Annotated in this window: 13 protein-coding genes; all 13 read left to right on the plus strand. The window is 47.0% G+C overall.

Going from position 1 to position 14,965, the window contains the following annotated elements; all coding sequences use genetic code 11:
• Positions 1 to 24: 24 nt before the first annotated feature.
• Positions 25 to 1,932, plus strand: a complete 1,908-nt coding sequence (locus Ami103574_RS02125; protein WP_163065102.1) for a polysaccharide biosynthesis protein — start codon at positions 25 to 27, stop codon at positions 1,930 to 1,932.
• A 20-nt stretch (positions 1,933 to 1,952) separates the two neighbouring features.
• Positions 1,953 to 3,218, plus strand: a complete 1,266-nt coding sequence (locus Ami103574_RS02130; protein WP_163065103.1) for a glucose-6-phosphate isomerase — start codon at positions 1,953 to 1,955, stop codon at positions 3,216 to 3,218.
• 391 nt (positions 3,219 to 3,609) lie between these two features.
• Positions 3,610 to 4,458 (plus strand): 3-hydroxybutyryl-CoA dehydrogenase, encoded by an 849-nt coding sequence (locus Ami103574_RS02135; RefSeq protein ID WP_163065104.1) that lies wholly within the window; start codon positions 3,610 to 3,612, stop codon positions 4,456 to 4,458.
• 334 nt (positions 4,459 to 4,792) lie between these two features.
• Positions 4,793 to 5,608 carry an LCP family protein gene (locus Ami103574_RS02140; protein WP_246213220.1) on the plus strand — a complete coding sequence of 272 codons (816 nt, stop codon included), beginning with the start codon at positions 4,793 to 4,795 and terminating at the stop codon, positions 5,606 to 5,608.
• Between the two features lie 121 nt (positions 5,609 to 5,729).
• The gene (locus tag Ami103574_RS02145; RefSeq protein ID WP_163065106.1) at positions 5,730 to 6,869 is read left to right on the plus strand and encodes an LCP family protein; all 1,140 of its coding nucleotides are present in this window, start codon (positions 5,730 to 5,732) and stop codon (positions 6,867 to 6,869) included.
• Positions 6,870 to 6,991: 122 nt separating this feature from the next.
• Complete coding sequence (gene rho, locus Ami103574_RS02150; RefSeq protein ID WP_163065107.1) at positions 6,992 to 8,482, plus strand: transcription termination factor Rho; 1,491 nt, start codon at positions 6,992 to 6,994, stop codon at positions 8,480 to 8,482.
• A gap of 43 nt (positions 8,483 to 8,525) precedes the next feature.
• A complete protein-coding gene (locus tag Ami103574_RS02155) occupies positions 8,526 to 9,605 on the plus strand; it encodes a DUF1385 domain-containing protein (RefSeq protein WP_163065108.1) in 1,080 nt (359 codons plus the stop codon).
• Positions 9,606 to 9,673: 68 nt separating this feature from the next.
• On the plus strand, positions 9,674 to 10,543 hold the full coding sequence (gene prmC, locus Ami103574_RS02160) for a peptide chain release factor N(5)-glutamine methyltransferase (protein ID WP_163065109.1): 870 nt from the start codon (positions 9,674 to 9,676) through the stop codon (positions 10,541 to 10,543).
• A 5-nt stretch (positions 10,544 to 10,548) separates the two neighbouring features.
• Positions 10,549 to 11,751 carry a CynX/NimT family MFS transporter gene (locus Ami103574_RS02165; RefSeq protein WP_163065110.1) on the plus strand — a complete coding sequence of 401 codons (1,203 nt, stop codon included), beginning with the start codon at positions 10,549 to 10,551 and terminating at the stop codon, positions 11,749 to 11,751.
• A 126-nt stretch (positions 11,752 to 11,877) separates the two neighbouring features.
• Positions 11,878 to 12,078 carry a 50S ribosomal protein L31 gene (gene rpmE / locus Ami103574_RS02170; RefSeq protein ID WP_163067898.1) on the plus strand — a complete coding sequence of 67 codons (201 nt, stop codon included), beginning with the start codon at positions 11,878 to 11,880 and terminating at the stop codon, positions 12,076 to 12,078.
• 158 nt (positions 12,079 to 12,236) lie between these two features.
• Entirely contained in the window at positions 12,237 to 13,298 is a 1,062-nt protein-coding gene (gene prfA, locus Ami103574_RS02175; RefSeq protein ID WP_163065111.1) for a peptide chain release factor 1, read from the plus strand.
• A gap of 54 nt (positions 13,299 to 13,352) precedes the next feature.
• Complete coding sequence (locus tag Ami103574_RS02180) at positions 13,353 to 14,372, plus strand: L-threonylcarbamoyladenylate synthase (RefSeq protein WP_163065112.1); 1,020 nt, start codon at positions 13,353 to 13,355, stop codon at positions 14,370 to 14,372.
• A 58-nt stretch (positions 14,373 to 14,430) separates the two neighbouring features.
• On the plus strand, positions 14,431 to 14,862 hold the full coding sequence (gene rpiB / locus Ami103574_RS02185; RefSeq protein ID WP_163065113.1) for a ribose 5-phosphate isomerase B: 432 nt from the start codon (positions 14,431 to 14,433) through the stop codon (positions 14,860 to 14,862).
• The last annotated feature ends 103 nt before the right edge of the window (positions 14,863 to 14,965 follow it).

The raw sequence follows: 14,965 nt of genomic DNA on the forward strand, positions 1-14,965 counted from the left end.
GATTAGCAGGACAGGAGACAACCAATGGTTAAGTTTTCAAGAATCATTATTCTTTTATTAGTAGATACTTTTATCGTGACTTTTTCCTATATTGCCGCATTTTTATTGCGGTTTGATTTTAATGTCAACGATCCGGTGTTTGATGCCTGGTTTGCCATTTACGCGAACAACCTTTTTTCTATTACTTTGGCTTGCATTATAGCATTCAGCATTTGCGGGCTGTACACCAGTATGTGGCGGTATGCAGGCACGGAGGAGCTGTTTAAAATTGTGGTGGCAGCAGGGGTAGCCCAGCTTTTGGTGATGTTTTACGTGACCTTTTCTGTGCTGACCATGCCCCGGGGAATCTATATCATTTCTTTTTTGTTCATGGTTTTTCTGCTGTCAGCCTTTCGTGTATCCTACCGATTTATCCGCAATGTGCGGTCTCCCGGTTCGCTTAATAGCTTTGTGCTGCGAATTGGTCGCAAGGACATCATCGGCGGCAATGTGACCAAGGTCATGATTGTAGGAGCTGGAGAGGCAGGGGCGTCTATGATTAATGAAATCAAGAGCCACCACGAGTACGGCAAGCGGGTGGTAGTGGCCATCGACGACGATCCGTCCAAGCAGAAGCATCGTATCTGTGGGGTGAAGGTCTACGGCGGACGCAATGAAATCCGCCATGCCGCTAGAAAGTATGGGGTGGACGAGATTATCATCGCCATTCCCTCCGCCAAGAAAAAGGCCATCCAGGCCATCATGGAGGAGTGTAAGCGGACTCGCTGCAAGATTAAGATTTTGCCCAGCCTTATTGATTTAATTAACGACAAGGTCAGCATCAGCAAGCTGCGGGATGTGGACATTGAAGACTTTTTAGGAAGGGAGCCGGTTCATGTAAATTTGCGAGAAATCAGCAGTTATATTGAAGGGAAGATTGTCATGGTTACGGGAGGGGGAGGATCCATCGGTTCCGAACTTTGTCGGCAAATTGGTCGCTTTCGGCCTCGACGTTTGATTGCTGTAGACATTTATGAAAACTGCGTTTTTGAACTTTCCAACGAGTTGAGGGAGTTATATCCCCATCTGGAATTTGAAATTGTTATTGCTTCCATTCGGGATAAAAAGCGCATGCGAGAGGTTTTCAGCAGATACAAGCCACATGTTATATTCCATGCGGCGGCTCACAAACATGTACCTCTCATGGAGAAAAATCCAAAGGAGGCGGTGGTCAACAACATTTTGGGTACCAAGAATATGATAGACTTGGCAGAAGAATTTGCTACAGAAAAATTTGTTATGATCTCCACCGACAAGGCGGTAAACCCCACCAACGTTATGGGTGCCACCAAGCGAGTGGGGGAGATGATTTTACAGGAAAAGAGTCAGCATTCCCGAACGACTTTTGCAGCGGTACGGTTCGGCAACGTATTGGGCAGTAATGGTTCAGTTATTCCAATTTTTAGAAAACAGATTGAAAAAGGAGGGCCGGTGACGGTAACCCATAAGGATATTACTCGTTATTTTATGACCATCCCAGAAGCAGTGGAGCTGGTGATTCAGACTGGAGCTATGGCCCAGGGAGGCGAAATCTTTATTTTGGATATGGGTGAGCCAGTGAAGATTTTGGACTTAGCAGAGAACGTAATTCGCTTATCTGGGTATGTGCCTTACGTAGATATTGACATTGCGGTGACGGGGCTGCGTCCTGGAGAAAAGCTCTACGAGGAACTGCTCCTGGATGAGGAGGGGCTGGAGAAGACCGCCCACAACAAGATTTACGTGGGTCACCCACTGCCGGCTAATCCAGCATTGAAGGCCATGCTGGAGGTGGAAGATGAGGTTCAGGCTGCCTCTATTGAGGGCCAGGTCAAAGGGGTCTCCGATATGACTGAGACCGAGGTAAAGGAATGGCTCCATGCGTTGGTGCCCAACTACACACCTCAAAAGTAGAGCGCAAAGGAGAGATGGGAATGGATATAAAAATAGATGTAAGCTGGTCTGGTATTTCCAAAGAGGGCATAGAGGTTCATGCTAAAGGGGTGGAAGGAGCCTTGGATAAGCTGTGGTCCGGCAAAGAATCTATGACCGGCTGGGTGAAGCTGCCCTTGGAGACGGGGCCGGATCAGTTAGAGGAGCTGTTGAATACAGCCATGCTGATTCAGAATCAGTGTGAAGAACTGATTGTAATTGGCATCGGCGGTTCGTACTTAGGCACTAGGGCGGCAGTGAATGCGCTGGTGGGCTATGATGAGGTCTATGGTACTGGTGTACCAGCCAGTCGCTATCCGGTGATTAAGTTTGCCGGCAATACCATGAGCGCCGTCTATCTGCACAAGCTGCAGGAAGATATCCGGACGAAGGAGGTTTGCCTGTGTGTCATTTCCAAATCTGGAACGACGGTGGAACCTAGTATTGCCTTTGCCGTGTTGAAAGAGGCCTTGATTGAAAAATACGGACGGGAGAAGGCAGCTAAACGGATATATGCGGTAACCGATGCAGAACATGGCGTCCTTCGCCAAGAAGCAGAAGCAGAGGGTTACGTCAGCTTTTCAGTACCAGAGAATATAGGCGGACGTTATTCTGTGTTGACTCCAGTGGGTCTGCTGCCCATGGCCGTGGCAGGTATTGATGTCAAGTCCATGCTGGCAGGGGCAGAGGCTATGGCCACTTCACCAGTGTGGGATTTAGATGGAACGGATTATGCCGCTGTCCGTTATGGGCTGTGGCAGTCAGGAAAGGTCTTGGAAATCTTCGAATATTATGAACCTCAGCTGGAGTTTTTTACGGAATGGCTGAAGCAGCTGTTTGGAGAAAGTGAAGGCAAAGAAGGCAAAGGCTTATACCCGGATTCTCTGCGGTTCAGTTCCGATCTGCACAGCATGGGTCAATTTCTTCAGGAGGGAAACCAAATATTTTTTGAGACGGTGTTGTACGTGGAGAAGCCTTCCAGGGATTTGCAGGTGCCAGCCGCCGCGGGAGATTTGTTGGCTGGAAAGAAGCTGAGCCAGATTAACCAGGCAGCCATGGAAGGGGTGGCCGCCGCTCATTATGCGGCAGGAATTCCCCTGATCAAAATTGGTATTCCTGAGATTAATGCCTTTTACTTTGGGCAGTTGATTTACTTCTTCGAAACGACCTGTGCGATTACGTCCTACTTGATGGGGATCAATCCTTTTGATCAACCGGGAGTAGAACGATACAAGGAAGAAATGAAGAAAAAGTTGCTGGAGTTGTAATTGTGAAAAACATAGCGAGATAGTGGGAGATTTGTTTTTGTTAAAACGTAAAAAGCACTGGAAGCCCTTGAAATTACTGATGTAAAATAAAATTTTATTTTGTTAAAAAAAAAACAACACAATATTCTGAAATATGCTATAATGAATCCATAGAGCGATACGGCTTTGCCGTAAGGTAGGATTCATTGAAGCATGCGGCGACACTGCTTGCATGTTATAGTGAATTCATAGAGCAATATGGCTTTGCCGTAAAGTAGAATCCATGCGAAGAACTCCTCAGCGAGGAACCCCTTTATAAAGGGGGTATGGGGAAGCGTTTTAACCGTGTGGCACATATAGCATGGCTCGTGCGAATATGAAGGATGAACATAGACTAAGGAGGATTATTGTGATGAAAAAAATTGGTGTATTAGGAACAGGCACAATGGGTGCCGGAATTATTCAGGTCCTTGCTCAGAATGGGTATGAAGTTGCAATTAGAGCGAGAAGAGAAGAGTCTGTCCAAAAGGGAATTGCCACGGTAAGCAAGAATTTAGACCGTCTGGTTGCGAAAGAAAAGCTGACAGCAGAAGCAAAAGAAGAGATTATGGGCAGGATTCATGGATCAACAGATATTGCAATCATTAAAGATGCAGATCTGGTTATGGAAGCTGCGACAGAGGACATGGAAGCAAAGAAAGCGTTATTTAAAGAACTAGATGCTCTTTGCAAACCGGAGACAATCATTGCTACAAATACATCAGCCCTTTCAATTACTGAAATTGCAGCGGCAACAAACAGACCGGATAAGATTATAGGCATGCATTTTTTCAACCCTGTTCCGGCCATGAAATTGGTGGAGATTGTTAAAGGTTTGACTACTTCAGAGGAAACGAGAGCGACAATCGTTGAATTGGCAAAGAATCTAGGAAAGACGCCGGTAGACGTAGCAGAAGCACCAGGCTTCGTTGTAAACCGAATCTTAATTCCGATGATTAATGAAGCAGTTGGCATTCTTGCTGATGGTGTAGCAAATGCAGAGGGTATTGATGAAGCTATGAAACTAGGTGCAAATCACCCGATGGGGCCTTTAGCATTAGGAGACTTGATTGGTCTGGATGTTTGTCTTGCCATCATGGAAACCCTGTACAAAGAGTTCGGTGACACCAAGTATCGGCCACATCCGTTGCTGACCAAAATGGTGAGAGCTAACAAGCTGGGAAGAAAGACTGGTGTAGGCTTTTTCGATTACAGCAAATAAGAACAAATTACAATAACGACGAAAGTATGGAATTTTTGGGCCGCCTTCCCCGGAGGGCGGCTTTTTTATAGCAGTTTATTGACATGATGGAGCACAACCGCAAAAAGCACCATTATTTTTGATAGTTCTTGCAAAAAAACGCAAATTGTTATATATTGAAATAATGATTTAAAAAGGGAAAAGGGATAAAAAAATGAGTAATAAAAAGCAATTTGCAATATTTTTTCTAACATTTTTTTGCATATTCATCTTGGCTTTTATGCCCGTGCGGTTTGCTTTAGGCAAAATGGGAGAGGTTCGTCTATTTGGGGGAGAGGAATCACTTGTGGATGATATGGATTACATGGTGGACAAAAGCGGGCCCTATTATGACCTGTTTTCAAAGAGCCAGCGGGTGAATATTTTGGTGCTGGGGGACAACGATGGCCTGACGGACACTATTATGCTGGCTAGCTACGACATGAAGAATCAGCGAGTAGACATAATCTCCGTTCCTCGGGATACGTATTATATGCGAAAGGATTATAAAGGAGCGGCAAATCAGAAAATTAATGCTATCTACGGCAGTGAAGGGGTCATTGGCACGGCCAAGGCTGTCAGCAATACACTGCTGGGGATACCGATTAATTACTATGCCGTTATTGAGTTCAGCGATGTAGAAAAAATTGTGGACGAGGTTGGCGGAGTGCCTATGGACATCCCTTTCACGATGAAATATGATGATCCTTACGATAAACCTCCTTTGCACATTTATATAAAAAAAGGGCAACAGACTCTAGATGGTGAGACGTCGGTGGAATTTTTGCGGTATCGGCATGGCTATCCAGAAGGGGACATTGGTCGAGTGAAGGCTCAGCAGACCTTTATTCAGTCTGCCTTGAAGCAAGCCATTGGGCCGAATTTGCCAGCGGTGGTGAAGGTTGGATTGCGGGAGATTGATTCGGATATCACGCTGGGCATGGCCACCAAAATTGCAACGAAGGCCATCGGTTTGGATTCGCAGAATGTGGCTACCTACTTGGCCCCAGGCGGTTCAAAGACAGTCAATGGTGCATCCTATTGGTTTGTGGATACAGAGCAGGCTGGAGATCTGGTAGAACAGATTTATAAGTCAGGAGACGTCTCCGAGGAGACAGGCGAAGCCGATTAATGACAAAAAATAATCATTTATTTTTTTTATTTAGTAGTATACAATATAGATTCAGGAGCCCGTGAGGTCGTATCAAAAAGGGAAAAGGGAACAAAGTACAAGAGAGGTTGTAGAAAGACAAATGAGCAGAGCTGAAAAGAAGCAAAGGGCAAGAGAGAGAGAAGAGAGAGCGCGGCAGCGGGGAACAGAGAATAGCACGTATGATGGGGAGGCAGCCAAAGCCTTGCAGGCGGCTAACAAGGGGAAAAGTAAAAAAGTAAGCAGCAGCGGGAAATTGTTTTTAAAAACATTTTTGATTGCGTTTATTGTTTTGACAGCCGGGAGCCTGGGGATTACCTCAGCAATCAGTAAGCTGTCCAATTATAATCCCTTCGATCCAGGAGAGGAATATACGCCGGTTTTGGAAGAAGAATTGAAGCTGGAATCGTTGGTAGATGAAAACAGTCCCTTTTTTCAGTCCTTTAAGGATTCTAAACGGGCCAATATCCTGCTTTTAGGGATTAATACCAACTTGACAGATACTATCATGCTGGTCAGTTTCGACATGGAAAACCAGAAAGTAGATGTGATTTCCATTCCACGAGACACGTATTATGTGAGAAAGGGCTATAATGGGCTGGCTGAAAAGAAGCTCAACGCAGCTTATAAGGGCAACCCGGTGAATACTGCTAAAGCGGTCAGTGAGCTGCTCTGTGGCATGCCTATCAATTATTACGCTGTCATTGAGTATGATGGTGTTGAAAAAATTGTGGATTCCATGGGTGGTGTGCCGATAGAAGTTCCTAATATCAATAACAAGGGCGGTATGTACTACAAAGACCCTTACGATACGCCACCACTAAAGATTGCGTTAAAGGCGGGTTATCAGACCTTAGATGGCAAGCAGGCTGTTCAGTTCCTTCGATTCCGCCATGGCTATTTGGAAGGTGATTTGGGACGGGTGAAAGCTCAGCAGGAATTTATGAAGAGTGCCTTTAGGCAGTGTATTGGCCTCAACCTGCCTTCCGTTGCAAAGACCGTGTTTCAAAACGTGGATTCTGACATTACCCTGGGAACAGCATTAGGGCTGGCGACCAAGGCCGTAGGAATTTCCGCTGATAATATTACCACCCATACCCTTCCTAACAATCCGGATCCGGAACCTCCATTTTATGTATATCCAGACAAAGAAAAAATAGAAGAGATGATTCGAACAATCTATTCCGTAGAGCCAGAGACTACTACTGAAGGTGGGGTGGAAGGTACGGATACCCCGCAGTGATCTACTGGAATTTAAATCAACTTTGAGCCAATAGGACGAAGCCGATCATAATAAAATATAAGTATAATTGTATGCCCCCCAAGTCTGGGGGCTATATAATATTTTTTTGAAAGAGGAATATTATGGAACAGCATGTGTTAAAAAGTAAAAAAATCTCCGAGTTAAGAGAGATCGCCAAGACCTTTTCCGTCGAAGGATATGAAAAGATGAAAAAGGCCCAACTGTTGGAGGTTCTCCTGACAAATGGCACGGAGATGCAGGAGCCGCCGGAAGGGATCGTTCCAGATTCTGATTTGGTTCGGGAAGCTGAGACAGAAGAAGCTCAGCGGGAGATGGCTGAATGCCAGGCTTTGGCACAGGCAGAAAACGAATTGAGACAAGGAGAAGAGCTTTCTGAAGCCGGGGGTTCTTCTACGGGAACTCGGGATTACAGAGGAGCTCGGGAAAGCCGTGAAAATCGGTATAATAAAGAAGATCGGCCCGAGGTGGAAGGCATTTTGGAGTTGGCAGAAGGCGGCTTCGGATTTTTGCGTTTTTCCAACTTTCTGACCAGTGATCAGGATATTTATGTTTCTCCTTCTCAAATTAGACGGTTTAACCTAAAGACTGGTGATAAAATTAAGGGGATTTCCAGAAGACCTAACGAGGGGGAACGCTTCGGTGCGCTGCTTTATGTGTTGACGGTTAATGGCGATGAACCTGGTGTGGCTATGAAGCGGCCTGATTTTGATGATTTGACACCGATTTTTCCAAAGGAACGATTGTCTTTAGAGACGGGGGCCAGAAACGATACGGCTATGCGCCTCATCGACTTGGTCGCTCCCATTGGAAAGGGCCAGCGCGGCATTATTGTGGCTCCGCCTAAAGCGGGTAAAACGATTCTGCTGAAAAAGATCGCTCACACCATTGAAATGAAATACCCAGATGTGGAGATGATTGTGTTGTTGGTGGATGAACGGCCAGAGGAAGTGACGGACATGAAGCGCTCTTTGGTTAGCGGAGAAGTTATCTATTCTACCTTTGACGAGATGCCTCAGCACCATGTAAAGGTGGCGGAGATGGTCTTGGCCAGAGCTCAGCGGCTGGCCGAGCATGGCAAGGACGTGGTTATCCTCTTGGACAGCATCACCCGGTTAGCAAGGGCTTACAACTTGGTGGTTCCTGCCTCTGGAAGAACGCTGTCTGGTGGTTTGGATCCGGGAGCGCTTCATAAACCTAAGAAGTTTTTCGGGGCAGCCCGAAAGCTGGAAGAAGGGGGAAGTATCACTATATTGGCTACGGCTTTGGTGGAAACCGGCAGTCGTATGGATGATGTAATTTTTGAAGAATTTAAAGGGACCGGAAATATGGAGCTGCATTTGGACAGAAAGCTGTCTGAGAAGCGCATATTCCCGGCTATTAATCTAAATAAATCGGGAACTAGAAGAGAAGACTTGCTGATGAGCAATGAAGAGATAGAGGCCGTATGGATGATGCGGCGAGCCATGGCCAATATGGGCACACAGGAGGTTACGGAAACGATTATCGATAACCTGGCTCACACTCGAAACAATGCGGATTTTATTCAGGTCATCAAAAAGAGCAAACTGGCAGAGCAGCAAAAGGACTCCTAGGGATGCGAAACTCGGGGATTTAGAGATATAACAGGAGAAAAGTATGGATTTAAGCAAGATATTTTTAAAAGAAGCTTGCCCTACTAGCGTAGGAGGGCAGGCAATAATGGAAGGCATCATGATGCGGGGGGCAGATCGTACAGCTATAGCGGTGCGCATGCCGGATGGTGCTATCCATTTGAAGACAGAGAAACTTAAACCGAAGAGTAGATGGATGAAAGTTCCTCTGCTGCGAGGTGTGGTGTCTTTCGGTTCTGCTTTGGTGACAGGGACCAAGACCTTGATGTATTCTGCCGAGGTATTGGAGAAATATGAAAATGACCATGCGGAGGAACTCGCTGAACTTCGAGAGCAGCAGCGGGCTGCCGGAGAGGCCAGTGGGGTTAAGGGGCCGGAATATTATGAAAAAGATAAATTTACCTTGTGGGTAGAAAAGCATTTTGGTGAGAAGGCAGCTTGGAATATCATGATTTATTCTTCGGTGGTGCTGGCACTGCTGTTTACCGTCGGTATTTTTATCGTAGTGCCCACTATTGTGGTTAATTGGTGCGGAGCCTTCATTCAAAATGAGATTTTGCTGAACCTGATAGAGGGAGTGCTGCGAATCGCCTTTTTCGGTGTCTACATCTTACTAATATCCAAGATGGAGGATATTCGGCGGGTATTTCAGTTTCATGGTGCAGAGCACAAGTGCATCCACTGTTTTGAAAACGGACTGGAGCTGACACCAGCCAATTGTCAATCTTTTTACACGCTGCATCCTCGGTGTGGGACCAGTTTCCTCATGTTTATTATGGTCATCAGTCTGATTCTTTTTTCACTTTTGGGTTGGCCTGATCTTGTTTGGCGGGTGACCTCCAGAATACTGTTAATTCCGGTGGTAGCAGGACTTTCCTATGAATTGTTAAAATGGGCTGGTCGCAGTGACAGCTTGCTCGTGCGTCTGCTGAGCATGCCGGGTTTGTATCTGCAAAAGCTGACCACCAAGAATCCAGATGAAAAGCAGCTGGAAGTGGCTATCGTGGCCATGAAAGCGGTACTGGTGCCGGAGGATACGGCAGAAGTGGATCTGTATAGACCAAGTTATCAGGACTATACACAGGAGTTGTTATTAGGGAAATAACGCAGACCGCGATTGACTGAAGGGTTAATCAGCCGGCCGTGTAATTGAATCGAGGGGGAACAATAAAAATGGCGATGGGTGTCAAAGAAGTATTGGAAATGGGACAGCGGGCTTTAGAGGGCGCTGGAATTCACGATGCAAAGGTGGATGCAGAGCTACTGTTGTGTTACATGCTAGGTCTGGAACGGGGAAGCCTCTTTATGATCTGGTCCAAAATTCTGGACGACAGCCAGTTTAACCATTATTTTGAGTTGATTGATGCTCGGGTGAAACGGTTGCCCCTCCAGCACATTACCGGCGTGCAACAGTTTATGGGTTATGACTTTAAAGTGGCTAAAAATGTACTTATTCCTCGGTTGGATACGGAGCTTTTGGCCGAGGCTGTCATGGAACATGCGAAATTTTTTAAAGGAAAAATTTCTGTGCTGGACTTATGCTGCGGCAGTGGAGCCATTGGCATCAGCTTGGCGAAGCTATGCAAGAATATGAAAGTGGTGTGCAGCGATGTCAGTGAGGATGCCGTGCGGCTGACACGGGAAAATGCGAAGGCATTGAAAACCAATGTTGTCGTTAAAAAAGGTAACCTCTTTGAACCTTTTGAAAGCCGACTTGGCAATACGAAATTTCACATGATTGTTTCCAATCCGCCTTACATTGAATCTCAGATCATCCCCACCTTGGAGGATGAGGTGCGGGTTCATGAACCTCTTTTAGCCTTAGACGGCGGCCATGATGGGCTGGATTTTTACAGACAGATTTTGAAGGAGGCACCAAAGCATCTGGAAAAGGGCGGGATGCTCTTTTTAGAAGTAGGTCACAATCAAGGGAATGTCATTGCGGAGAAGCTGGCTCACATGGGTCAGTACACTGACATCGAAGTGAGAAAGGACTACCATGAGCTGGACCGAGTGGTGGTCTGTAAAACTCAGGTAAAATAGAAAATATGAAAGAGCATAATCAGAAAAGAATCCTTTTATTTTTAGTCATTATTACCACAGCTATCTGCCTCAGAGCCCCCATCACCTCGGTGGGCTCTATTTTATATGCTATTACGGCGGACTTGCAGCTTTCCAATACGGTAGCGGGCTCTATCACTACCATTCCATTGATTGTGATGGCACTGCTGTCTCCTTGGGTTAGTCAGATTAGCCGACGTACAGGTATTATTCGAGCCTTGCTGATAGGCCTAAGCCTTCTGTTAGCTGGAATTTTGCTGCGTTCCTTCGGAGGCATCTATGGCTTGCTGACGGGAACCGCGCTGATTGGCGCAGGTATTTCATTTGGAAATGTGCTGATTCCCGCTGTTATTAAAAGTTTCTTTTCCGATAAGATTGGCGCCATGACTGGGGTTTTTACTACCACCATGTCTATCTGCTCTGGAATTGGGGCCGGTATCAGTGTTCCTTTGGCAGTGGAACTGGGCTGGGGCTGGCGGTGGACTTTCTGCGTCTGGGCGGTAACCGTGCTGGTAGCCATGGCAGTATCTGCGGCGCAGTTGAAGCACATGGGTCAGACGGATTCTGGACGGCAGCCGGAAATCTGGAGTCAGAAAGAGGAACACGTACAGAAGCAAAAGCCGCTGTATCAAGTCCCTTTGGCTTGGTGGATGGCGGTTTTGTTTGGGGGTCAGTCCTGTGTTTTTTATATGCTGGTCTCTTGGCTGCCAACCATAGCAGCGGATCGAGGTGTATCTGTGGTGGCGGCAGGTATGCTGGCCACCGTATTTCAGGTGGCAGCTATTCCGGCTAATTTCGGTGTGCCGATGCTAGCCGGGCGCTGGCGTAACCAGAGCCCTTTGGCGACAGCTATAGCGGGGCTTGGTGTTATCGGTCTGATTGGATTTCTTTTAGCGGGTTCGGTGTTTCAGATGGCTGTATCTGTGGCCATTCTTGCGCTGGGACTTGGTGGTACTTTTAGTTTGAGCTTGGTGTTCTTCGCCATGCGGGCATCGGATGGGAATCAGGCCGTTCGGCTGTCAGGTTTTGCTCAGAGCGTGGGTTATGTGCTGGCGGCCATAGGCCCAGCCTTGGCTGGGGCTTTATACGACTGGTCCCATAATTGGAGTATCCCTCTTCTATTGGCAGTGTTTATCATGGTGGTGGCTATGGTTGCAGGAACTGTGGTTGGGCGGGACCGGCAGATTTAGACGGTATAGCAGATTTTTTGCAAAAATTACTTGATAATAAAAATTATATTTGATATAATATACAGGCTGTAGTTACAGTAATAATGCGGAGGCCGCGGGGCCAAGAGCAAGGGAGAGGTGCATAGCATGAAGGAAGGAATCCATCCAAGATATATGGAATGTAAAGTTACTTGCGCATGCGGCAACACGTTCATGACAAAGTCCAGCAAGGACGAGATTAGAGTTGAAGTTTGTTCAGCTTGTCATCCGTTCTTTACAGGACAGCAGAAGTTCATCAACCGTGGCGGTCGTGTTGAAAAGTTTAAGACGAAGTACAATATCGACTAATAAAGTAGCTTTAAATTAACTGGAAATCTCAATTTCCAGTTTTTTTTTACAATAGATTATGTTATACTAAATAGTTAGTATGGAAGGAGCAAGCTCTGAGCAGGCTAGCTTCAGTTCGGCATTTTGATAGATGGCCAAAGGACGAAGGAGAACGATAAATGTTTGATAAATTAGATTTTATATTGGAAAAATATGAGGAGCTTTCCCTTAAGGTTTCCGATCCGGAGGTGATTAATAACCAGCCGGTGTGGCAGAAGCACATTAAGGAGATGGGAGAGATGGAGCCCATCGTAAACAAGTATAAGGAATACAAGAAAGCTAAGGCGGACATTCAGGCCGCCAAAGAGATGCTGGAGGAAAACGACGAAGAACTCCGGGAGATGGCTAAAATGGAGATTGGTGAGTTGGAACCCGCCTTGGCAATTATTCAGGATCAACTAAACGTATTGCTTATGCCAAAGGATCCTAACGATGAGCGAAACGTTATTTTGGAAGTCCGGGCAGGGACCGGCGGTGACGAGGCTGCACTCTTTGGGTCGGACCTGCTACGGATGTATATGAGGTATGCGGAACGCAGAGGATGGAAGACCGAAATCCTGGAAATGAATGACACGGGTATCGGTGGTATTAAAGAAGCAGTCGTATTAATCAAGGGAAAAGGTGCGTATAGTCGATTAAAATTTGAAAGTGGTGCGCATCGGGTACAGCGGGTACCGGAGACAGAGTCCTCTGGGCGTATCCATACTTCAGCAGCCACTATCGCTGTGCTGCCAGAAGTGGATGATGTAGAGGTAGAAATCAATCCTAATGACGTGCGAGTGGACGTATACCGGGCTTCCGGAAACGGTGGACAGTGTGTTAATACGACCGATTCTGCTGTGCGGCTGACTCATGTTCCGACGGGCCTGGTTGTTACCTGTCAGGATGAAAAATCTCAGATTAAGAACAAGGAGAAAGCCTTTAAGGTATTGAGATCCAGACTTTACGACTTGATGCAGCAGGAGCAGAACAAGGAGATTGCAGACCAGAGGAAGAGCCAAGTGGGCAGCGGAGACCGAAGCGAGCGGATCCGGACCTATAACTTCCCTCAAGGACGGGTATCCGATCACCGGATTAACTTGACCATCTACAAACTGGACTATTTCCTAGATGGGGATTTAGATGAGATTATTGATGGTCTGATTACCAGCGATCAGGCAGAAAAGATGAAGAATTTTTAATAGAAATGAATGCAACGGTAATGAACAATCTGTATAACTGAGAAAGACAGAAAGATGGAAACGAAGCTTTTAAATATTACAACTGAAAATTTGCAGCTGGCAGCTCAGATGCTGGCAGCGGGAAAGCTGGTGGTTTTCCCCACGGAGACCGTTTATGGGCTGGGGGCAGATGCCTTCAACGAGGAGGCGGTGAAGAAGGTCTATGAAGCTAAGGGCAGGCCCAGCGACAATCCGATGATTGTTCACATCTCAGATCGAGCGCAGTTGGAGCAGTTGACGCCCCAGATTACGCCAGTGATGGAGGCCCTGATGGAGGCCTTTTGGCCCGGACCGTTGACTATGGTGGTAAAGAAAAGAACGGGTATACCCGATGCCACCACTGGTGGGCTGAATACGGTGGGGTTGCGGATGCCTTCTGATGAAACAGCCAGAGAGCTGATTCGGCTGTCCGGCTGCCCCATCGCAGCGCCTAGTGCGAACTTGTCGGGAAGCCCTAGTCCCACCAGACCGGAGCACGCAGCAGCGGACTTGGAAGGGCGAGTCGATGCGATCTTGATGGGTGGTGATTGCCAGGTAGGCATTGAATCGACGGTGGTGGATGTCAGTGGCAGCCAGCCGATGGTTTTGCGACCGGGCATTATTACCAGAGAGGCGTTAGCTGAGGTCGTCCGGAGTTTGGGCATGCGGGTGGAAATGGATCCCGCATTGTTCATCAATCGACCTCGGGACGTGTCTGGTTCAGATTTTAAGCCGAAAGCTCCCGGCATGAAGTACAGGCATTATGCGCCTAAGGCGGATATGGAAGTTATTTCTGGACAGGCAGACGGGGTTCGGGCAGAGATTAACAGGCGAAAATTGGAACGGGAAGCGGCAGGCCAGAAGGTGGGAGTCATTCTCTTCGGGGAAGACCAGTATCGGCAAGCCGCTCACGATTTCTTTGCCAACCTTCGCCAATGGGATGACCAGGGCGTAGATTTGATTCTAGCGGGTGCTTTGGACGATGCAGATAGCGTTGGCTTTGCTGTCATGAATCGGATGCTGAAATCGGCAGGGTACCGGGTTATTCAGGTATGAGGTTTTAGTGAAGCAGCTAGAAGAAAAAATAATTTTATTTGCAGGAGAAGGAGAGAAGATGAAAATAGCTATAGCCAGTGATCACGGCGGATTAGATTTAAAAGAGCATCTCAAGGAATATTTGCAGGAACAGGGCCTGGAGGTTTTGGATTTAGGCACTCATACAGCAGAATCGGTGGATTATCCGGAGTATGGAAAGGCTTGTGCGGAAGCAGTTGTTTCCGGTCAGGCGCACCGAGGCATCGTTTGCTGTGGTACCGGCATCGGTATTTCTATCGCAGCAAATAAGGTGAGAGGCGCCCGCTGTGCTTTATGCACAGATGTGTATATGGCGGAAATGACGAGGCGGCACAATGATGCTAACCTGTTGGCCTTGGGAGGTCGGATAACCGATTTGGATACAGCTAAAAGCATTACGCAGGTATGGTTGGACACGCCTTTTGAGGGTGGACGGCATCAACGGCGGGTGGATATGCTCAACAATATGTAGTAATATCCTTTGGCCGAAAGGCAGCAGGCTAAAAGCTGTACACTTTGGCCAGAGAGTGATATACCAATTTAATAATAAACGAAACGCAGGCAATGCAAGGGAG

It is taken from the genome of Aminipila butyrica (assembly GCF_010669305.1).
GTDB classification, from domain to species: domain Bacteria; phylum Bacillota; class Clostridia; order Peptostreptococcales; family Anaerovoracaceae; genus Aminipila; species Aminipila butyrica.